The organism is Cytobacillus luteolus (assembly GCF_017873715.1).
Taxonomy (GTDB): domain Bacteria; phylum Bacillota; class Bacilli; order Bacillales; family Bacillaceae_L; genus Bacillus_BV; species Bacillus_BV luteola.
Map to the genome: position 1 here is coordinate 61,054 of NZ_JAGGKM010000009.1, position 21,783 is coordinate 82,836.

Consider the following 21,783-nt stretch of genomic DNA (forward strand, 5'->3'; position numbering starts at 1 on the left):
GTTTAATAGATTATGTTATGATAAATGTGTTAACTACACCTGAAGTTTAGTTAACGGTTAACATGTACTTTTGAAAATGGGGGATAATTATGTATAAGCTTCGAGGTCATCATTTATTTTGCCTTCTTGGCTATCGTGGAATGGGTTATTCCGAAGAATATGTGGAGAATATGACTCGCTTGCATCAAACCTTAAGAGATAATCCCAAAACGTTGGTTCAACTAGTAAAGGGCCCCGATCAGTTGTGTGAAAAATACCCTGATTCTGATCCGGATACATACCATTGTGAAGATGAAAATATTTATGTAAGAGATGCTGCTATATTAGAAAAAATGGGACTAAAACTTGGACAAATATTGAAATGGGAGGAAATTGAATCAAGCGTTCAAAAGCATGTCATCCCCTCCGATATTCAACATGTTTGTGAAACCTGTAACTGGCGATCATATGGAGTTTGTGAAGAAGGAATTCAAGATATTCTTGAAGGAAGGGGCTTAAGAGAGGTTAAGTAAATTCTACCTCTAGTAATAACCATTTGAAAAAGCATAAAATTTCATGGTTTCCTCTGAAATTTTATGCTCATCTAAGCCTTTTTTATATATTTACTACTTCATTAATAAAACTTATAAATAATAATCTGGCTATAATGTTATTCAATAACAACTAAAATGGCTTCCTGCTCTTCAGCCGCCTTTTTATAAAATCCTAGCAGAAATTCAAAATTCTCAACTAAGTAATCTCTATCTTCCAGACTCCATTTACCATTCATTGGATAAATCTTATTCTCATTAAATTTCTTGATATCGTAACGGTCTGAGAGATTATTCAGAGTGATTTTTTGTAATTCACGATAAAGGTTCTGAACAGTTATTGGTTCATGATAACGCATGGGGCCATACCCAAAATCCTCACCAACTGCTGTACCCCCGAGGATAGCTTCTCCAACAAATGAAACAATCGGTTTTTCTATATCAGGTTCACCTGTTAAAAGAAAATATATACCATGCCATGATTTATCTATATCTAGTGCTGTATCTTGAACATCATCTGAGTCTAAAACAAGTTCTTCGATATTATTGGGTTCCGCTTTGATCAGAGTCAATAGTGTGTTTGGCACTCTAAAAAATGTTGCAATCATTCCCATCATCATTCCTCCATCACCAATACTAATTAATATCCCTTGTTCTTCATCTTTCGATCTCCAGCATGCGTTAATTCAATATCAATGACAATGTCCTTTAATGATTCCCTCGTCAATTCTACTTGATTATCTTGAATCTCTTTCCATCCTTGCAAATTGGAACGATAGATTTTTTCTTTAACATTGTAAATGTCAATTCCCTGCGCAATTGCTGTTGTGAAAGTGGTCTCAATTTCTCTTGTAATGACTTTGTTCAATTCCTTCTCTATTGCATTTTCAGCCAATTTATTTCCCTGTTCAATAATGGCACCTTTTCCTGTTAGATGTAATCTAAAACTGAGGGGATTTGTAGTGTTAATTACAACCTTCCCCTTAGGTTTGAATATTTGAACAACCGTCAACTCGTTATTCGATTCTAATGTAGTCAAGCTTTTATTATAATCTCCATTCAGCCAGCGTTTACCGTTAAGTTCACTTTCCGAAAGCCACCCTTTTAATCTCCCTTTCTCAATAGCATAAATCCCATCCAATGTTACCACTTCAGTTTCTTTGCCTTGTTCTTTCCACTTTGTTGTAATCTTTACAGAAGGCAGTTGAACCGTAGTAGCAGGTTCATAAATATCAATGATAAATTCATGTAGCATGATTGGTGGAATATGAGACCTTTGCTTAAAATGATCTTCTGGCATCACTAAGTTGGTATACATTGGCGGTAAGTTAAAATATCCTGAGATAGTCAGGATGTCTTCTACCTTTTCCTTTGTACCATAAATATAAGGTTTCAGACGAAGCTGTCGGTTCCGCGTCATACCATCTATCAACTTATCAAATTCCCCATGTTCCAAAAATTCCTCAGATAAAACAATTGTCTTTACATGAGAGAAGTTAAGCCGTAAATGAGAGTTACTGACAAGATTATCAATTGCTGATAGGATGGCTTTTCCTTCTCCTTTTCCTATATATACAGACGGTTTCCCAGAAGGTGTACCTGCTTGCTTGGCAAGATTACCGAAGCTAAACAATTGTGCATACACAATATAGTTTCCCTCTTTGTAGTCAAATCCTAAACTGGACACATGGTTTTCAGTTTGCAAGTCGTGTGCGTCCCAACACCCAGTAAGAAGTAAGAGGCAACATATAAACGAGAAAAGATATAGAGCTCTTTTCATTACGGGGTATCATCTCCTTGTCTTGTAGTGTTTACAGCTCTTAGTGATTCTGGCCGTTTTCTTAATTTCGACCATGGCAATCTTAAAACCGCACCAGTTAATTCCTCTAAAACAAGTGGAGAAATTGGGGTTAGATATGGAACCCCAAAGCTTTTAATAGTTGATAGATAAAGAACGATAAATAAAAGAGCCATGATAAATCCAAACATCCCTAAAAAGGCTGATAGAATGACGACAAAGAACCTTAGAAGTACAACAGTACCATTTAAAGATTGATTAACTAGTGTAAACGATGACACTACAGTTACACCTGTAACAACAAGCATCGTTGGAGAAGTAATTCCTGCTTGTATTGCTGATTCTCCGATTATTAATCCTCCTACTACCGCAACGGTTTGGCCAACTGCCTTTGGAAGACGTATCCCGGCTTCACGAAACAATTCAAATAAACCAAGCATAAGAAGTAATTCAATTGTCGCCGAAAAAGGAAGTCCCATTCTAGACACCGTAATTGTAGCAAGTAACGGAAAAGGAATTTGATCCATATTGAAAACGGAAACAGATAACCAAAACCCTGGAAGAAAGATAGCTAAAGTAATCCCTACTAATCGTAGTAAGCGCTGAAATGCAATAATATAGAATGGTGAATGGGCATCATCAGGTGATTTTAACAAATGTAACAAATTGGTTGGACCAATTAATACATTCGGCACACCATCAATGATCACAATAAACCTTCCTCTAATTAAAGATGTAACCGCAAAATCTGCAGTACCAATGTAATCAATTAAAGGAAACAAGGAAAGCTTTCTATCTGCTAAAAGTTCCTCTAACTCACTGCTACTAACTACCACATCGATCTCAATATTGTTAATCCTCTTCTTTACTTCGTCAACGATTGACTTATCTATCACATCCGAAACATATAGCAAGGAAACTTTCGTTTTACTCCTTGTGCCAAGGACAAAATTTTCAACAGCAAGTGATTTAGTTTTCAAACGCTTTCGTATGAGAGCAATATTCGTTGTAATATCCTCAATAAATCCATCACGTGGTCCTCTAATAGACGATTCTGTATTCGATTCTTCTGGAGTACGAATAGGAGGGTTGGCGATGTTTATTGAATACAGCTCTTCATTCGTTAATAAGATTAATTCCCCTGAAAAAATTTTTGTAATCACGTCAGTCATATCTTTTGCAGTTTTAACTTCAATAGGGTTAATTTGAAGTAATCTATGGGTTATTTGTACATTTCCGTCTTGATTTGTCTGCATTTTGCTTAGGCTAGGCAAAATAATTTCATTAATTTTATCAGAAGCAATTAATCCTTCTGTATAGATAAAAATGTAGTCTGTTGCTTTAAGACCTAGTGTATAGGTTTCAAATTTTACATCTCCACAATTTTTGAATACTTCCTTAAAGTAGCCTTCCTCCACTTTTATGGGCATAGGAACATCTTCGATATTATTGTTTGCTTTCATCATGTTGTATCACCTCTTTTGATAGGAAACTCACAATGCCAAAAACGGTCAACAATAGGAAGAACCACCCTACTACAATGGGAAAGTAATACGTATGAATAAGATAAAGTAGCTGATTATCACTTATAGGAAGTAATACAGTAACAAGCATGAGGACAAACAGAGCACTTAACATCACTAGTTTAGCTCTTATTTGTTTAATTCCAATAAGTTCAATCACCAGTAAAAAGGTGAGGGACAGGCGAATGAATGAACCGGATGACCATTGATATAAAGCGAGAAAATCGACATTTGTAATGTATTTTCCGATTTGGAGCAATCGCCATAAAGTGTAAGCTGGGTATCGCAATTCACTGGCCTCGTAAGGTCCAAATGTTGAGATAATTCCTGTAACTGGGCCAATAATTAGCCCCATTAGCATGAAAGCTAAGAGAAAGAGCACCCATAACTTAAGTCTACTTTTTAAATGGTGCTGTAAAAAGAGAATAATAATTAGCTCCGACAAACCTCCGGCGACGACAAAGGCTCCTTGTACTATGGTTCCATACCCATTTTCAAATAATGGGAAGAGTAGGCTATAATCCTTTTTGGGGAGATTTGCAGCCATAACAAAGTGACCTAAGATAATAATACTTGGGAAAATAAACCCTGCGCTTATCGCAATGGTCCCCAATCCATAATAAGCACTAATACAACAAAGGAGGAGTAAAAGAATAGTTGATACAACAACTGGTGTATCTGGCAGATAAGAATATTTCACCCATGTAACCGTGTCTTTTAAAGTAACCATCGATAGAAGGAGTAAAACAAAGACCGATACATATGAGAGAAAAACAGACATCTTGTTTCCTAGCCTTGACTCAACCCAAGAAAAGATTGGCTCACTGTTTGATTTCTTATGAATATAATGCAAAGGTAAGCTGAGGAGTAAAAAGAGAGTACCTATTAATAGAATTACCATCCAAGAATCACGTCCTGAACGAACTAATAATAGAGGGACAATGATAACATGATTCATCAGCCCTGTTGATAACAGGATAATGGCAAATAGATGATACCCTCCTATTTTTGACATATTTTCTCTCCTCCCTCCCTCAGATGGGAATAGTATGTGATTAAAGAGGAAAAATTATCTATATATGGATAAATAGTTATCTTCAATAAAAAAACGCCTGGATGTCCAAGCGTTAGTGGGTTTTTTAAAAAATAGATCTTACACCTTATAATCAACCAGCCAACGTAAACGTCCCGATAGTCTACTTGATGGAACCATTTGAAACACTAGATTCCTCGCTTTAATAGCTAAGGGATTTTCCATCTGAACAAGCCTAGCCATTCGTCTCGATTGTGTGACTATTTTATTTGTACGCGGTATTCTCTTCTTTTCGAAAATACGTAAAGATTCAGCAACTGGATGAGGAGTAGATAAACAGTTAGCCAGTTCGACTGCATCTTCCATAGCTTGTGCTCCGCCTTGCCCTAAGTTTGGAAGCATGGGATGAGCAGCATCACCCACCAATGTTATTTTTCCTTTACTCCATTGTGCTATTGGTTTGCGGTCAAAGATATCATGATGCAATATAGCTGACTCGTCGGTGGCTTTTATAACAGCTTCGACTGGGTTATACCAGCCATCAAAAGCTTGTAAAGCTACCTTTTTCCTCTCGCCTTTTCGGATTTCTATACCTTGAGGCATGTTTATCGCTGCAAACCAAAACACCTTCCCTTGACCAATATGTGAGAAACCGAACCTTTTTCCGCGACCCCAAGCCTCGAAGCCGCCACCGTGCTCTGTTGCGTAGTTTGAATCATTAAAATTGCAAATTCCTCTTAAAGCTGTATATCCGCCATACCTAGGTTCGTCTACACCAAATAATTGCTCTCTTACTACCGAATGAAAGCCGTCCGCACCGATAAGCACATCCCCCACTATCTTATCTCCATTAGAGAGAACAGCTTCAACTTTCTCATCGTTTTGATTTATGGTTACGAGAGTTGTGTTTAACTGAATAGATGTCCCTGCTTGTAATGAATCCAATAAAATCTGTTGTAGTATACCTCTATTGATAAGATAGCTTTCAGTATGCTCCGATGTTGAAAAGTCTACAAGTAGGTCACCATGCCAAGTACGAATCTCTGCTCGTCCTACAGAGGCTCCTCTTGCCCGAACTAGGTGGCCAACACCAAGTTTATCAAGAGCATGTAGTGCATTAGACGCCAACACAATCCCTGCCCCTACTTCAGTCAGTGCAGTAGCTTTGTCAAAAACAGAAATATTCCACCCTTTATTTTGTAAAGCAATGGCTGTACATAATCCACCTATACCTGCACCAATGATAATTGCTTCCTTTTTCAAACCATCAACCTCCCCTTTTAAGAAATCTATCTATTTTGACGGTTTGCTATAAATTTCTTTAGCAAAATGCTTAAAAGAATGTTAGTCAGTACTGCAAAAATATAAAATAGAAATGAATAAAAATTTTTCCACTCCTTGTATTGAAACAGATTGAAATACTGAACGGAAATCCATTCTAGTCCAGAAAGAATACAAGCACATAAAAGAGTGTAGGTAACTATTCTAGGCTTGTACTTACGATAAAAATGTATCAAAATAAGTATTGGTAAAGGATAGACACAAAGCTGCAAAACGATGTCATAAAACTCACCATGGCCATAATCAAGCGTGTCATAAAAATCAAGTGGTGGCTCTGCTAGTATCCGATCTCCAACCGTAGCAAATAATACATTGAAAATATAGATGCATACAATCTCTGTTAATAGTAACCGCCGTTCCTTTTTATGAATAGTAAAAAATAACATCCATATAAATAGCATGATAGCAATTACGTATACTTCATTTTTATCAAAGGTTTTTGGCGTCATAGGTTCTAACAACTCAAGAAATTTCATCAGTGAACAACAATCCTCTCTTTTATTAGAATAGAATGAAACTTCCTAACAAAGAAAGAAGACAAGATGATAATACCCAGTGAAATACCTAAATCGACGGTTGGATACCAAGAATCTGATTTAGATTCTAATACCCCTATCATTATATAAAAGTATTTAGAGAGAATATCAAGCCCAATCCAAAGAGATGTAAACAAACCTTTAATAAACCATGTTAACTGAAGTCTAAAAGCATAAAGTATCCAAATTAAAATAACGGGTAAAATGACCCCGAAATGTAAATAACTGACCAATCTTGGGAACAATTCCTGAACTACTGATAGTCTATCGTAGGCAGAAAATAACTTGAAATTAATGTGCTGACAGATAAATGAACAAAACAGGAAGAGGAAGACACTCTCAAATGTATCTTTTTTCCTTAGAAATCTCCAAAAAGTCACCAGCATAACAATTGAAAGAAAGAATACCAGTAGGAAAACAACCATAGTCATCACCTCAGGTACCTATTGTTTCCTATACGCTTTACACCTATGTACCAACCATGCTTGTTACCTTTAGTTAATCCTTATCTAAATCATTGTCAAAAATAGAAGGCTTTCGAACGTCCTTAATTCCTAGTTCTCTTTTAATATCTTGTAATTCTTTCAAAATCGCACGAGTATTTAACCAGCCTAAAATTGACCCAATAATAGCTAAAACAATAATTACTAATAGAATGATTTGAATGATTGAAATCTCCACTTAACTGCCTCCACCTTATGTAGTTCCTTATAGTGTACCATTGAAAAGAGCTTAATCTTAAGCTCTTTTTCATTTATTTTTCACTATTTATAGCCCAACAAAAAAATACAGGGATTCTAAACGAATACCCTGCATTTTTCAAGAAATTACACTTCAATTATAATCGGTAGAATCATCGGTTTTCTCTTAGTATGTTGGAATAAGTACTGACCAACTGTTTTTTTCAATTGGTGCTTGATGTCACCCCATTGACGCTTACGTTCATGTTCTAGCTCATTTACGGTTTTAGTGATAAGTTTGTTCACATCTCGTAATAGCTCCTCTGAATCCCTAGCATAAACAAAACCACGAGTAATCGTATCAGGATTTGAAATCAATTTACCATTTCTTTTACTCATTGTTAAAATGATAACAAGCATTCCATCTTCGGCAAGCTGCTTACGGTCACGTAACACAACTTCTCCAACATCTCCAACACCTATTCCATCCACGTACGTATTACCCGCATGAATTTCCCTCGTTTGGCGGGCTATACCATCATTAATATCAACAACATCACCATTGCCCATAACAAATGTGTTTTCTTGTTCCACCCCGACAGACTCAGCAAGCAAACGGTGATGATAAAGCATACGATATTCGCCGTGAATTGGGATAAAGTACTTTGGCTGTATCAAGGTCAACATAAGCTTTAAATCTTCCTGGTAACCATGCCCTGACACATGCATCCCTTTACCTGATCCGTAAATAACATTGGCTCTTAGAGTGTATAAATTATCTATTACTTGCGAAACATTCTTTTCATTACCAGGAATAGGTCCTGCTGCTAAAATTACTGTATCCTCCGGTAAAACTTCAACCCCTCGGAAATTTCCTGTAGATAATCGTGCCAATGCTGCCATCGGCTCGCCTTGGCTACCAGTACATAAAATAGCTACTTTTTCAGGCGGAAGTTCATTAATTTCATTTTGATCGATCAGCATTCCTTCTGGTACATCTAAATATCCACGCTCCATCGCAACATCAACTACATTCACCATGCTCCGTCCTAACAGCGCAAGTTTTCGATTCGTTTTTATACAAGCATCTACAACCTGCTGAACGCGATTAATATTTGAAGCAAAGGTTGATAATAACACTTTTCGAGTAGCCTTCACAAAAGCCTCCTCGATATGTGCACCAACATTCTTCTCAGATGGAGTCGATCCAGACCGTTCTGCATTTGTACTCTCAGATAATAGAAGCAGGACTCCCTTTTTTCCGATTTCAGCCATCTTATGAATATCCGAATATTGATTATTCACAGGTGTCAGGTCAAATTTAAAGTCGCCACTATGTACAATCACTCCTTCAGGTGTGTCAAACACAATTCCTAGGCAATCAGGAATACTGTGATTTACCTTAAAAAAGCTAACATTAATTTTACCAAAAGATAAATTGGTTTCTGAGTTGATTTCTTTAAGCTCCGTCTCTCTTGAGAGCTTATGTTCACCTAGTTTTAGCTCAATCAATCCTAAAGTAAAGCGAGTACCATACACTGGAACATTAATCTTCTTTAAGAAATAAGGAATACCACCAATATGATCTTCATGTCCATGGGTAACAAGTAGTCCTTTGACTTTCTCCCGATTATCTTCTAAGTAAGTCATGTCTGGGATGATTAAATCAATCCCTAGTAAGCTTTCATCAGGAAACTTATTCCCACAGTCAATGACAAGAATTTCGTTATTACACTCGATGGCATACATATTTTTACCAACTTCATTTAGTCCACCAAGAGCATAAATTGATAGTGCGTTTTCGTTCTTGCTCACAAAATCCCCTCCAAGCATACATAATATGCTTAGTATGACCCTTTTTAAAAAATTAATTGATAATTTCCTCTTGAAAATAAGATATTAATTGTGAAATTGCTCTAGGAAGAAGGCATACGTTATGAAAAAGTTTGAGGTCTTAGAAAGGGTTAATGCTCATTTACCAATACTTTGAGACGTGGAAAACATCGGGATATTCGATATAATAATTTCCCTATCTAACTTTGCCCAATTAATACAAAAAAGGAGCGCTAAACGCAACTCCTCTTTTTACATTATAATAATTTCACATTTATTGGATACAAATAAGGTTCTTCTGGCTCACTAATTTTTTCCCAATGGGTAATCTTCAGTACAGGCATTTCAACACCATTATAAGTAGTAACCTCTAAAACCCCTTCTGCCTCAATCCATGTATCGACATCTATACTAGATGCCTCTGGCATTTCCGATAAAAAGCCAACAATGCTTGCATCAGCCACACAGTGTGTGATTAAAAATCTTGCTAGAACTAATTGTTTCTCAGCAAACCCCTCTTCTTTATATACGAATCCGTTTAGCTTCATTTTTTTACCTTTATAATGGTTTAAGTCACTACTTATCTCTTCATAATAAGTGCTGTAAACATAATCATCCATTATGATATCAGTACTATTCCGAAGCTCTTCAATGATTTTTTCGTACTCTTTATTTGAGATTGTTTCACCCATTGTTATGGGTTCAGCGGCTTCATGGTCATAAAGTGAATCCTCACCCTCAAATACTTCATCAGAATCCGCCGATTCAGCTTCATCCCTATCATTTTGCACAGATTGTTGCTGACTAGAAAGCAACACCATCGCCCCTTTTTTACTAGCAATTGAAGCATCAAGGACTTTTGCAGGAAAGACAAAACCTGTGAGAATGGGAGTTACGAGAATACAATAAGAAATAAATTTCTTCATTGAGAAAGATGAAGTTCCATGGTCATGAGAACAGTGGTGGTCTTCATGACTACAAGAATGATGATCATCCTCTTCTTTAACAGTCCAAACCCTAGCCAACTGAATCAAAAACAATATAAAAAATAAAACTGCAGCTGACTGACTTAAAAAGTCATATTTAGGATTAATATACTTCGTAATATCTCCTGTCAAATGAAGCTTAACGATCATGGCGGAGAATGCTACTAAAATCAATGCTCTAAGAGCTTGTTGAAAATGAAATTGCATACATATCTCCTCCCCCTATAGAATACTTTGGACAACCATCAACGTTATAAATACCATAGACGATATTAATGCGAGCATCCCCATTACAAATTTAAAACGGAAAACACTTAACATGATTAATGTATTTTTCAAATCAAGCATTGGTCCAAGAATTAAGAAACCTAAAATAGAATGTTGTGGAAACAAGTTACTAAAAGATGCACCGATAAATGCGTCTGCTTCAGAACATAGTGATAAAATATACCCTAGTCCCATCATAACTAATAACGAAGTAACTGGTCCACTACCAGCCTCTAACAAACCTTCTGCTGGCATATAGGTTTGTAAAACAGCTGCTAAAAAAGCTCCAATTACAAGAAACTTCCCCATATCAAAGAATTCATCAATTGAATGTGTTAGCATTGACCAAAATTTATCACCAAACGATTTTTTAGGTCCGTGACTATGTTGATGAGTTACTTGCATCTCAATAGATTTCTTAAATTGAGTTCCTTTAAAAATCCAACCTACAACTAAGGCAATAAGTAACGCGATTAAGAACCCTAATCCCATCCTTAAAGCTGCAATTTCAATATTATTTCCAAAAGCCATATAAGTAGATGCAATAACAACAGGATTAATCAGTGGTCCTGTCAACATAAAACCCATTGATGCATAGATTGGTACACCTTTAGAGATAAGTCTTCGTACGATAGGTACAATCCCACATTCACAAGCAGGGAATATAGCCCCAACTACACAACTCATTACAACAGCCATATATTTATTTTTTGGAATGAAGCGTTGAATATGCTCTTCTGTTATAAAGATTTGAATTAAACCTGCAATCAAAACACCGATGAGAACGAATGGCAAGGCTTCTATTAATATACTAAGAAAAATCATATTTAAGTTTAATATTGAAGGTGGTATCGCTAATGAACTTGATCCACCAATCCCTGGAGTGAGCATTAGCAAAACAAAAATGATAAGTAGAACTCCAGTAATATCAATTATGCTGCCACGAAGTGTCCGTTTCATGGATTCCTCCTATATGTTTCAGATTTTCGAAGACGTCAACTTTATGTAGAAAGTTTAAATAAATTCCAGTAGATTTCTCTTGAATTTAGGTGTCGTCTTAGTTTATGATAGTCATTGTGATCGAAATTCAATCGTAATTATTACGTTTTATATTTTAAAGCATACATACGCCAATGTAAATAAAAGCGTAACAGTTTACTAGAAAAAATACTACTTGTAATAACTTCTAAATTGTTTTAATATATATTCTGTAAATCGAAACTATTACGATATATACTAATTAACGACTCTATTTAAAAAAACAATCCCGGATTATAAATCGTAATCATTCCGAAAATATTGAGAGGAGAAACAAATGAAAAACAAACTTACCATTCTATTACTTATCATTTCTATGTTTTTATACGGATGTGGAAATGAAAAAGCAACTATTAATGAACAAGAGGATACTACAAAAGAGACAAGTAATATAACTCCCCTAACCATCTATACAACGATTTTTCCACTGTATGATTTTGCGATGAAAATAGGTGGCGAGCATGTAAAAGTTGAAAATGTTTACCCACCAAATGTGGATGCACACTCATATGAGCCAACAGCAAAGACTATGACACATATTGCAAGTTCAGATGCACTAATTTACAGTGGTGCTGGAATTGAAGGCTTTGTTGAAGCAGCTTCTGAAGTTTTAGAAAAAGAAAAAGTAATGCTAGTAAAGGCTGCAGATGGTATTGAATTACTTGCACATGGGGAACATGCAGAAACAGAAGATGAGCATGCCCATGACGATGAACACAGTCACGATGAGAAAGCACATAAGGATGAGCACGACCATGAACATTCTGATGAGGAACATAAAGATGAACACGCTCATGACCATTCTGATGAAGAACATACAGATGAGCATGCTAACGAAGAAGGACACCAAGACCACAATCATGGCGACACAGATCCACATGTATGGCTTGATCCAATGTACGCAATCAAAATGGCTGAAAACATTAAAAATGCTTTAGTAGAATTAAAACCAGAAGCAAAAGATGAGTTTGAACAGAACTTCCTGACGGTAAAAGCAGAACTAGAAAAGTTAGATACTGAATTTAGTAGTGTAATCAACGAGGCAGCTCATAAGAAAATCCTTGTAGCCCACGCAGCTTATGGATACTGGGAAGCACGCTATGGCATTGAACAAATTGCTGTAACTGGTTTGTCACCAACCCAAGAACCATCACAAAAACAATTAACAAAAATTATTGAAACAGCGAAAGCAAATAACTTAACCTACATTATCTTTGAACAAAATGTAACTAGTAAAATATCAGATGTTGTTAAAAATGAAATTGGAGCAGATGTTCTTTACCTCAATAACCTTGAATCTATTTCGGAAGACGACGTAAAGAACAATGAAGATTATTTTAGTTTAATGAGAAAAAATATTGAAACTCTGAGAACTGCTCTAAACTAGTTGATTAAAAGCCCGCATACTAAGTATGTGGGCTTTTTTTTGTAGGTAAGATTAGATTGCTCTTGTTTTATCTCGCGTAGATTTTTTCCATTTATTTTTTAATGTTGGAAGGATCCAGTTATCTAGACCTAATTTCCCTGCATTTGCACCTGCTACTAAAATGAAAATCGTTAGTAAGACCATTTGTGGGTTTGTGCTCGTAGTTCCAGAGAACAAGAATGCAAAGTTCATTAAAATACCCATTAATGCCGCAAACGTTGTAAATGTACCAAGTAATAGTGCAATACCTACTAATAATTCTCCCCATGAAACGAGTATATTAAAAAGACCTACATTTGGAATCGCTACATTTTCTAAAAACACAGCCCACCATCCTTGAACTGCTGGATGTTCCCCGGTTGCTTTCCCTACTGCTCCTTGTAAATAACCACCTGCATCAAAATCCCCAGTTACCTTTTCCCATCCCGCGACCATCCATGACCACCCTAGATACAATCTTAAAACCAGCAAGATACCAGATGCAATGCGATTATTTCTTAAGAAATCAACAACCATTTAAATCACCTTTTCTTTGAGTTTGTAAGGTTTTCCCTTAACTAAAGAATAGATGAAAATTGTGTTAATAAATGTGAGATTTATCACATAAACAAGCCCAAATATGGTTGGTTTTTCCTGATTTTCCAGTAGGGAAAAATGGCATTATTAATCGGGGTTTAATCACTTACTGTATAAGAGAGAAAGGATTCTGAGGGGCTTAGGGATGGGATATAAGTTCGTTATTAGCGTTTGTTTCGTTCTTAATTAAGTATTTTACTTTTTTAGATAAGTATTATGGGATTTAGTTTAAGTATTTTAATTATATTGGTAAGTATTTCATGGCTAAAATTAAGTAATTTAGTGATTTAGTTAAGTATTTCCAAATAATTGGTATTATCCTCCCCCTTAAAGCAATCCAGTTGCCATTACGAGTCCGAACAAGACTAGTAATAACCCTAAATATAATAATGATGCTTGACTTCCTACCGAAATCAGCAAAAAAAAGAGGGTTACGAACCACTGCTTACCCTTACTGTTGCTATCTTCTGTTTCTTTATAGTGATATCTAATATTAAGGACCATGATTAGTAATCCAAGTAGTGATACGAGTAGCCAAGCCATATACTTCACCTCATGTAAAAAAGAGTTATTAGTGATTATTGTTACCATAAACTTGTAATAATTCCCCTTTTATCCATATGGGGCCTGACCCCCAGTCCGTTAAAGCTTTAACGCGCCGGGGGTCAGGCCCCAAAAGACATATTTAAGATCCAGTGCTCGAGTAGTTACTTATGCCAAAGTTCCATACACGGAGAGCAATGAACCATAGTACTACGGCTATCACTGGTGTTAGCAAGCTCATCATGATTGGTCCTTTATCCAAGAAAAAGCCTGCTGGATAATAGCTTGCGAAGGCATATGGAATTAGCCATGTTAGTAAAATACCAATTGCCTTATGATAGATTCCTAGTGGATATAATGCAAATTCAGATAGTGAAAATGTGCTCCACATGAACATATTGCTTTCAACAAACCAAAAGCTGGTCGTTGTCGTAATTAAGTTAATCGCAGCAAAGATAAAGCCACCGCTAATCACAAACACCAGCATCATGAAGAAATCCAAAACTGTAAATCCAATCCCTAACTCCATCACTGATTTCGTGACAAGGATAATGCCAATCACCAGGTTTCCAAACCCGTCTTGTTGAATCTTATCAGCCACCAAATGAAACAGAGGTGAAATCGGCCTTAATAGCAATACATCAAACTTGCCCTGCCTAACATATTGCTGACCTAGCACCCACAGGTTATCAAAGAAGATATGATTGATACTTTTTGCAAGTGTTAACATTCCGTAAATCAATGTAACCTCATAAAACGTCCAGCCTTGTATGTCACCGATGTTATCAAAAATAACCCATATAAAGAAGATTCCACCGACCTGAAGTAAGAAGGTTGAGAAAAACCCTATCAAAAAATCCGCTCGATACTCAAGCATTACTTTAAAATTTTGCTTCACAAATTCTAAATACAATTTAATATATCTCACAATCGATCTCACCTCTTACCCTCCTTGAACCACAATCTTTTTCAATGCATGCTTAAAGAACATCCGTGAAAGGATCCACAGAACAACTACCCATAACAACTGAAACAGAAGTGACTCAACCATTTTTTGTCCCTCGACAAAGCCTAAATAAATGGAGATTGGGGTATAGACCATATCCTTAAATGGCAGGAAACTTACAATATCTCGCAAAACTCCAGGAAAAAACACCAGTGGAACAATTGCTCCTGAAAAGAAGTTCATAATTGCCTCTTTCAATACCTGTAATCCCCAGCCATTCGTTGTGTAAAATGATAGTAACCCGACGATAAACTCTATAAAGAAAGCGATCGTAATTGCCATAAAAATACTGATAACAAAGAACATACCCGAACTTATACCCGCTGGCCCAAGTAAGCCAAACATCAATGCCGAAATAATAAGTACTGGTGCCCCATTTAATACCGTAAACATTAAAAAATCTCCGACCCTCGTAGAGTACATCGCAAACTGATAGTCAACTGGTCGCAGTAGTTCCATCGATATCTGCCCTGTTTGAATTTGGTGTGCAATCCAATTATTCACGCCCCAACTGATCGCAATAAACAAAATTCTTGAAAGAATGACATATGTAATCATTTCTTGAAAGGTTATTCCTTTTAATACTTCTTTGTCACTGTATACTGCTGTCCAAATATAATAAAACACAATAATTTGCAAAATGTTTACAAAAACCGATGCCCATACCGAAGCAACATATGCCAAGGTGGTTTTCATACCCATTGCACCAAGTGTAGCCATTTTACGCAATGTCCACATGTTAACCACCTCTATTTATATAAACTCTTTACAATCGTTTCAATTGACACTTCTTGAATCGATAGATCAACAACTTCACAATAAGGAGAAACAATATTGATGACTTGTGTTGCAGTAACGGTTTCTCTATTAAACTGGATTTCTAGTGTATCTTCAGCTTCTTTTAAAAGAGACAAACCTTCACTCTTCTCGATCACATCATATAGATCTTCACTTTTGGATTTTACTTTAAACACAACCGTTCTTGTTTTACCAAGTACATTTTTAACACTCTCAAGGTCACCGTCATAAATGACTTTCCCATAATCAACAAACATCACTCTTGAACATACTTCTTCAATATCCTGCATGTCGTGTGTTGTAAGAATAACGGTGACTTTTCTCTCTTTATTAACCGTTTTAATAAACTCTCGAATTTTTTCTTTAACCATTACATCTAATCCAATTGTAGGTTCATCTAAATAAACAACTCTTGGGTTATGTAAAAAAGCAGCTGCAATTTCGCATCGCATTTTTTGTCCTAAGCTTAGTTGTCGTACTGGAGTTTTCAATAATTCATCCAAATCTAGTAACTCTCTAAACCGATTCAAGTTTTCTTCGAAAATATCTTTTGGTATTTCATAGATATTTTGTAGAAGATTATAAGACTCGATCACTGGCAGATCCCACCAAAGTTGTGTTCTTTGACCAAATACAGTACCAATCTGCTTATTATTTCGAACACGATTTTTTTGTGGAACCAATCCATTAATAAGAACCTCACCACTCGTTGGTGTTAAAATACCGGTTAACATTTTAATTGTGGTCGACTTGCCTGCACCATTCGCCCCAATATACCCAACAACTTCTCCTTCAGCAATTGAAAAACTAATATCATCCACTGCCGTTTTCGTTCTGAACTTGGGACGAAAAACGTTTTTAATTGCCCCAATCAACCCTACATCCTTCTCACTGATTTTATACTCTTTACGTAAATTCTTTACTTCAATGATGCTCACGAGCTATGACCTCCATTAAAACCACATGATAATTCTTCATTTTGTAGAAAACGCCTAATTTTACAATATCTTCTACCCTAAGCACAATACTTAAAATGTAAATTTATAAAAAATACAAACGGTTGCACTATAAAGCCTGACCCGCAACGCGTTAAAGCTTTAACGCGCCGGGGGTCAGGCCCCAGAAGACACAATTAGACAGAGTTAAAACTGTGGTAAGTTGTCGAGGTTATTTTCTTTGACACCATCTGGTTCGCTTCGTAGGATGTCTCGTCCATATTTGTGAAAGACGTCAACATGGGCAAGCTTTCCACCTTTTGCTTCGTTCAATGCCGTGACATAGTCTAATTCACGGCCGCTGCTTGTTTTAAAGGCAATCAGATCACCATCATCATTTTTGCGTACAGCTACGATTTCCTCAGCTCCTGATGAAACATTGTCAAAAGCCTCTACTTTTGCTTGTTCTTCTCCCTGATGCTTGTACTCATTAAATATTTGTTGATAATCTTTAATATCCATTAAAAAACACCTCCGAACATACGTTTAGTATGAACGGAAGGTGGTGTTTTTATAGCATTAATTCTAATTTTGTTCAAACAATACTTCTCTAACTTCTTGAGCAATACTAACTGGTAAACATTAACGTTTTTTTAATGATTAAAAATTATTAGACGTAAACACCCTATTACATAGGAGGTGTTCGTATGGCTAGATTAATCAACCCAGTTGAACCAAGTAAGAGAAACAAACCAGGTATTGACGGCCAGCTTCATGGAGGAACAATGGAGGAAGTTGATCAAATGTCAAATGCAATTGCTGAAGCGGTTGAGAACATGACCAAGGATGACGAAGAGAAAAAATAGACGATTTTTAGAAAAGCACGGTATACAAGCTAGCTTGGTTCTGCGCCACGCTAGCTTCTAATCTTCTTTTCATATTTATTATGCCCATCCTTGGTACCTACCAAATCAAACCCATTTTCTTTGTAAAAATGATTTAATCTACGTCTCTGAAACACAATCTAATCGAATATACTCTTTATCATATCGGTTGGATTGGATCCAATTCAATAAACTTCTACCTAAACCTATGCTCATAAAGGAAGGAATCAAAGCTAACCTATGTAAGTAAAGTCCTTCTAAGGAAGCATCTTCTCCCCAAACATGCCTATCCCATTCACTAGGTGCCTCTAAAACCGTAAAAGTCCCAATTAGTTCAGTGTCTTTTAATACAAGGTACGTCTCACCACTTGAAATAGATTGTTCTATTTCTTCGTCATCTCCACCTTCTAACAGATAACCCCATTGCTTGATTTCGTTTTCTCTCATCCACATCGCCAAATCCTTTAACATGGAAATGATTCGGCCACTATCCTCAGTTGTGGCCACTTTAATTTGAAATCCATCCAAATTGGTCATTTTTTCCCCCCTAGCTTTTACTGCATTGGTTTCTCATAGTTATTGATAAATAATTTTATTTCATTTCCTTTTCCAATTATACCAGGTTTTTCCACACTACAGACAATTCCTCGACGTTTTCTTCCTGCTAGTACAAACATTTTATCGAGATTCGGAATGTCTGGAAATGCTTTTTGAATTTCCTTTCCCGGTAATTTACATGGTAAGTTCTCACCATTACAAATAAGGCCTGTCCCGTCAGGAAAAATTAAACGAGAACCCATTGTTAATTTTGTGAAATCTGATATCCCACTTACTAATAGATTTGCACCTAACCATTCAGGTTTAACTTCAGGAACACCTAGCTGGTCTGCAATAAGCCTACAATCCTCCACCGATACAATGGTAACTTGTCGTCTATTAAGGATTTCTGTTCCACGCTCATACATAGGTTGACGAACATCTGCTGGTCTTGTCATACCATAGTGTCGGTCACCTGGTAATCCTCCAAACTCAACATTAACCTCGTTCACTCGCTCTGTTACAAAAGTTTCAGGATCAAATGCTACTAATATGGCTTCCACTTTTAATACTGCTTTTTCCAAGTTTCTCTCTCCTCATGCTTATGTCAATTATCAACTATTATTTCCATCCTTCTATTAATAACCCCACCTACCCATTTAAAACTTGCTCAGAGGTTATGATGACTATTTTTACCAAAGGATGCTATTTCCACGTTTATGCTGCTATACATGTCCTCACCCTCATACTCCACCAAACATAAAATAAGTTTAGAGCTCAACAAAAAGGAGGGTGGTTAACCTGAAAAAATATAACATTCTTTACAAAAAATATTATAAGAGAAAGATTCGTCTTTCTAAAAATTTTATACAAGAATTTAACCTTACAAGTAAGGTAGTTACATTAAAAATCGGACAGTGGTCCAAACAGTTTAATATAATTGAATCAAATGTTTTATCTGATGACACAATCGGTCTTCCAAAATCTAAAATTCCATTTACTTTACCAGCCAATTTAACTTATGAAATAAAGGTAGAAGACAATATGATTCATATTGGCCCAATAATTGGGATTCTTGCAAAACAAAAAAGTAACTTTAAGCAATATGAGTTCAAAAAATACAACTCTAGGCTCCGGAACTACAACGAAATTAACGGAGTGGTCTTTCTGTGCTCTGAAGCAGGGATCAATATGGAAGAGCGAACTATAAAAGGATATTACTACAATCCAAATGCAAGGAATAAAAAAATGAAATGGCAGGAAGGAATCTTCCCTTACCCTGACTCATTTTTCAAACGAGTTAGAATTCAAAAAGTCCTTCAAAAAGAGTTGCTTAATCAAATGGGTGACACTATTTTCAATTCTCATTACTTTGATAAATTAAAACTTTGGGAAGTCTGCTCAGGTGATAGTGAAGCTAAAAAACTTTTACCAGAAAGCAGGTTTTATAAGAATCAAGAAGATATAGAAGACATGGTAGAGAAACATGATCAAGTCTATATAAAACCCATCAGAGGGATGCAAGGGATAGGTATTATTAGGATAGAAAAGAAAGATGACCAGTATATTATTACTGATGGTGAAGGCAATAAAGTAAAGTTCCCTTCAATAAATAACACAATGGATTATCTGAATACAAAGTTAACGAATAAACATGGTTATATTTTGCAACAAGGGATTCCAACTTTATATAAGGATAAACACACTGATTTCCGTTTTTATTTTCAAAAGAATAAAAACAAGGAATGGATATGTCAGGGAACGGTTGGTAGAGTAGCTAAAGAAAATCGAATTGTAACAAATTACAAGCATTTATCAGGCCTACTGTCAGGAAATAAAGCAATTCAGTTACTTTTTCAGACTGATTCCAATCATGCACAAGAAATACTTAATAAGACTATTGAAGATTGCATGATTATTTGTCAGCTTATTGAAAAAGAGATGGGGCATTACGGAGATATCGTATTTGATGTGGTTATAGATGAGAATAAAAAAACATGGGTTTTAGAAATAAACAATCGAATCTACGGACTTAAGAGCTTACAAAGATTGAAGAAATTTAAAATGCTTCGAAAAATACTAACAACCCCAATTGAATATGCAAAAGCTCTCACCAATTTTTAAGGTAGATAGTTTGAACTATATCGCTGCACACCAATTGATAGACTCAATTGGTGTGCAGTATATTTTGATATCAGAAGTCTATTTATTTTTTCACATAAATGGTAATATATGTTTGTCTACATACTATTTGAGGTGAATTATGGAAAAGGACTTTTCTTCATTAACGCGACAATACGATTTAGATTGGATTCGTGTCATAGCAACACTTGCTGTATTTCTTTACCACTGTACAATGTTTGTAAACCCATTTCCCTGGCACATTAAAAACAACGAACTTGATTCAGATGGCATTTTAGTTTTTTCACTTTTTGTAGGAGCATGGATTATGCCCTTATTTTTCGTCATCTCAGGTATGAGTGTTTCCTACGCATTGAAAAGCAGAACAATGTCCGGGTATGTGAAGGAACGCTTTATTAAATTAGGAGTACCCCTAGCATTTGGTGTTTTGATTTTAACTCCTCATCAAATCTATATTGAGAGAATAACAAACGGACAATATGATGGCTCATTCTTTTCCTTTCTTCCTCATTTTTTTGATGGAATTTATTTAGACATTGGTGGTTCTGGGAATTTCGCTTTTTTTGGTTTACATTTATGGTATTTGCTTGTATTACTTGTATTTTCACTACTAACTTTACCTTTATTCCAAAAAGTAGGAATAAAACAATTCAAAACCCATCATTTTTATATACTACCTATTTTCCTATTTCTATCAAACATCATTAAAACACAAGGATTAGGTGGCTGGGATCTCATTTTTTATTTAATTGTTTTTATGTATGGGTATTATTTTCTTTCAAGTCCATTATTTAAAACCGCTCTTAAAGCAACCATTAAGATTCACATGTTCATAGCTGTTGTCACTACAATTGTTTACATCGTTTGGTTTATGAGTGGCTTCCCAAAGCCAGGTACGATTGAAAGTTGGATCTATTTTGCAGTAAGAACATTTAGCTGCTGGAGTCTTCTACTATGTGTTTTCTATTTCGCAGATCGATATCTATCCTTTTCCAACAAATTTTTAACTTACACAAGTGAGGCATCCATGCCATTTTATGTATTACATCAACCAGTTATTGTTTTGATCGCTTATTTTTTACATGATTTATCATGGCCAATTTATGTAAAATTGTTAATACTTGCTGTAGTCTCATTTGTTATCATTATGCTTAGTTATCATATTATCATTCGAAGATTTAATAGTTTACGATTTTTATTTGGGATGAAAGTGCAAAATAAGGTGAAGAGCGATACGACTTTTTCTACTTTCACTTCAAAATAATGTAAATTATAATGCCTAGGGCACAGAATATTGGAACTGTCCCTCTTTTATTATGTAAAAAAGATTCAATCCTATTAAAAGATCGATCCCTGCACTCCAACACTTTT

23 protein-coding genes are annotated in these 21,783 nt (G+C 35.8%); 5 read left to right on the forward strand and 18 right to left on the reverse strand.

Features of this window, described 5'->3' with window-relative positions; all coding sequences use genetic code 11:
- Nucleotides 1-89: 89 nt before the first annotated feature.
- Nucleotides 90-512 carry a DUF1284 domain-containing protein gene (locus tag J2Z26_RS20150; protein ID WP_193535041.1) on the forward strand — a complete coding sequence of 141 codons (423 nt, stop codon included), beginning with the start codon at nt 90-92 and terminating at the stop codon, nt 510-512.
- A gap of 137 nt (nt 513-649) precedes the next feature.
- On the opposite strand, the gene J2Z26_RS20155 is transcribed toward J2Z26_RS20150, so the two are convergent.
- The 10 genes from J2Z26_RS20155 to J2Z26_RS20200 all read right to left on the reverse strand — a co-directional run bounded on the left by J2Z26_RS20155 (nt 650) and on the right by J2Z26_RS20200 (nt 11,487).
- The gene (locus J2Z26_RS20155) at nt 650-1,144 is read right to left on the reverse strand and encodes a YfbM family protein (RefSeq protein WP_193535042.1); all 495 of its coding nucleotides are present in this window, start codon (nt 1,142-1,144) and stop codon (nt 650-652) included.
- Nucleotides 1,145-1,170: 26 nt separating this feature from the next.
- Nucleotides 1,171-2,310, reverse strand: coding sequence for a Ger(x)C family spore germination protein (locus J2Z26_RS20160; protein ID WP_193535043.1), 1,140 nt, complete (start codon nt 2,308-2,310; stop codon nt 1,171-1,173).
- Complete coding sequence (locus J2Z26_RS20165; protein WP_193535044.1) at nt 2,310-3,794, reverse strand: spore germination protein; 1,485 nt, start codon at nt 3,792-3,794, stop codon at nt 2,310-2,312. Before J2Z26_RS20165 ends, J2Z26_RS20160 begins: the two co-directional genes overlap by 1 nt.
- Nucleotides 3,775-4,866, reverse strand: a complete 1,092-nt coding sequence (locus J2Z26_RS20170) for an endospore germination permease (RefSeq protein ID WP_193535045.1) — start codon at nt 4,864-4,866, stop codon at nt 3,775-3,777. The genes J2Z26_RS20165 and J2Z26_RS20170 overlap by 20 nt, the downstream gene beginning before the upstream one ends.
- A gap of 138 nt (nt 4,867-5,004) precedes the next feature.
- Nucleotides 5,005-6,147, reverse strand: a complete 1,143-nt coding sequence (locus J2Z26_RS20175) for an FAD-dependent monooxygenase (RefSeq protein WP_227413636.1) — start codon at nt 6,145-6,147, stop codon at nt 5,005-5,007.
- 26 nt (nt 6,148-6,173) lie between these two features.
- Complete coding sequence (locus tag J2Z26_RS20180) at nt 6,174-6,701, reverse strand: hypothetical protein (protein WP_209794418.1); 528 nt, start codon at nt 6,699-6,701, stop codon at nt 6,174-6,176.
- Nucleotides 6,702-7,259: 558 nt separating this feature from the next.
- Nucleotides 7,260-7,442 carry a hypothetical protein gene (locus tag J2Z26_RS20185; RefSeq protein WP_193535047.1) on the reverse strand — a complete coding sequence of 61 codons (183 nt, stop codon included), beginning with the start codon at nt 7,440-7,442 and terminating at the stop codon, nt 7,260-7,262.
- 146 nt (nt 7,443-7,588) lie between these two features.
- Nucleotides 7,589-9,256 (reverse strand): ribonuclease J, encoded by a 1,668-nt coding sequence (locus J2Z26_RS20190; protein WP_193535048.1) that lies wholly within the window; start codon nt 9,254-9,256, stop codon nt 7,589-7,591.
- Between the two features lie 275 nt (nt 9,257-9,531).
- Nucleotides 9,532-10,467, reverse strand: a complete 936-nt coding sequence (locus tag J2Z26_RS20195; protein ID WP_193535049.1) for a TIGR03943 family putative permease subunit — start codon at nt 10,465-10,467, stop codon at nt 9,532-9,534.
- Between the two features lie 15 nt (nt 10,468-10,482).
- Nucleotides 10,483-11,487 (reverse strand): permease, encoded by a 1,005-nt coding sequence (locus J2Z26_RS20200; RefSeq protein WP_193535050.1) that lies wholly within the window; start codon nt 11,485-11,487, stop codon nt 10,483-10,485.
- A 355-nt stretch (nt 11,488-11,842) separates the two neighbouring features.
- Between J2Z26_RS20200 and J2Z26_RS20205 the strand changes: the two genes are divergently transcribed.
- Nucleotides 11,843-12,952 (forward strand): metal ABC transporter solute-binding protein, Zn/Mn family, encoded by a 1,110-nt coding sequence (locus J2Z26_RS20205; RefSeq protein WP_193535051.1) that lies wholly within the window; start codon nt 11,843-11,845, stop codon nt 12,950-12,952.
- 51 nt (nt 12,953-13,003) lie between these two features.
- Here J2Z26_RS20205 and J2Z26_RS20210 read toward each other — a convergent pair whose 3' ends face one another.
- The 6 genes from J2Z26_RS20210 to J2Z26_RS20235 form a co-directional block, all read right to left on the reverse strand.
- Nucleotides 13,004-13,507, reverse strand: a complete 504-nt coding sequence (locus J2Z26_RS20210; RefSeq protein ID WP_193535052.1) for a DoxX family protein — start codon at nt 13,505-13,507, stop codon at nt 13,004-13,006.
- Nucleotides 13,508-13,894: 387 nt separating this feature from the next.
- Nucleotides 13,895-14,110, reverse strand: coding sequence for a hypothetical protein (locus J2Z26_RS20215; RefSeq protein ID WP_193535053.1), 216 nt, complete (start codon nt 14,108-14,110; stop codon nt 13,895-13,897).
- 142 nt (nt 14,111-14,252) lie between these two features.
- Nucleotides 14,253-15,050 (reverse strand): ABC transporter permease, encoded by a 798-nt coding sequence (locus J2Z26_RS20220; protein WP_319638028.1) that lies wholly within the window; start codon nt 15,048-15,050, stop codon nt 14,253-14,255.
- 3 nt (nt 15,051-15,053) lie between these two features.
- Entirely contained in the window at nt 15,054-15,854 is an 801-nt protein-coding gene (locus J2Z26_RS20225; protein WP_193535054.1) for an ABC transporter permease, read from the reverse strand.
- Between the two features lie 11 nt (nt 15,855-15,865).
- On the reverse strand, nt 15,866-16,846 hold the full coding sequence (locus J2Z26_RS20230; RefSeq protein ID WP_209794426.1) for an ABC transporter ATP-binding protein: 981 nt from the start codon (nt 16,844-16,846) through the stop codon (nt 15,866-15,868).
- 210 nt (nt 16,847-17,056) lie between these two features.
- On the reverse strand, nt 17,057-17,371 hold the full coding sequence (locus J2Z26_RS20235; RefSeq protein WP_193535056.1) for a DUF3892 domain-containing protein: 315 nt from the start codon (nt 17,369-17,371) through the stop codon (nt 17,057-17,059).
- Nucleotides 17,372-17,556: 185 nt separating this feature from the next.
- Between J2Z26_RS20235 and J2Z26_RS20240 the strand changes: the two genes are divergently transcribed.
- Entirely contained in the window at nt 17,557-17,715 is a 159-nt protein-coding gene (locus tag J2Z26_RS20240; protein WP_193535057.1) for a hypothetical protein, read from the forward strand.
- A 138-nt stretch (nt 17,716-17,853) separates the two neighbouring features.
- Here J2Z26_RS20240 and J2Z26_RS20245 read toward each other — a convergent pair whose 3' ends face one another.
- Nucleotides 17,854-18,270 carry a GNAT family N-acetyltransferase gene (locus J2Z26_RS20245; RefSeq protein WP_227413637.1) on the reverse strand — a complete coding sequence of 139 codons (417 nt, stop codon included), beginning with the start codon at nt 18,268-18,270 and terminating at the stop codon, nt 17,854-17,856.
- Nucleotides 18,271-18,287: 17 nt separating this feature from the next.
- Nucleotides 18,288-18,854 (reverse strand): MOSC domain-containing protein, encoded by a 567-nt coding sequence (locus J2Z26_RS20250; protein ID WP_193535058.1) that lies wholly within the window; start codon nt 18,852-18,854, stop codon nt 18,288-18,290.
- 208 nt (nt 18,855-19,062) lie between these two features.
- On the opposite strand from J2Z26_RS20250, the gene J2Z26_RS20255 reads away from it, so the two are divergent.
- The gene (locus J2Z26_RS20255; RefSeq protein WP_193535059.1) at nt 19,063-20,394 is read left to right on the forward strand and encodes a YheC/YheD family endospore coat-associated protein; all 1,332 of its coding nucleotides are present in this window, start codon (nt 19,063-19,065) and stop codon (nt 20,392-20,394) included.
- Nucleotides 20,395-20,533: 139 nt separating this feature from the next.
- The gene (locus J2Z26_RS20260) at nt 20,534-21,676 is read left to right on the forward strand and encodes an acyltransferase family protein (RefSeq protein WP_193535060.1); all 1,143 of its coding nucleotides are present in this window, start codon (nt 20,534-20,536) and stop codon (nt 21,674-21,676) included.
- The last annotated feature ends 107 nt before the right edge of the window (nt 21,677-21,783 follow it).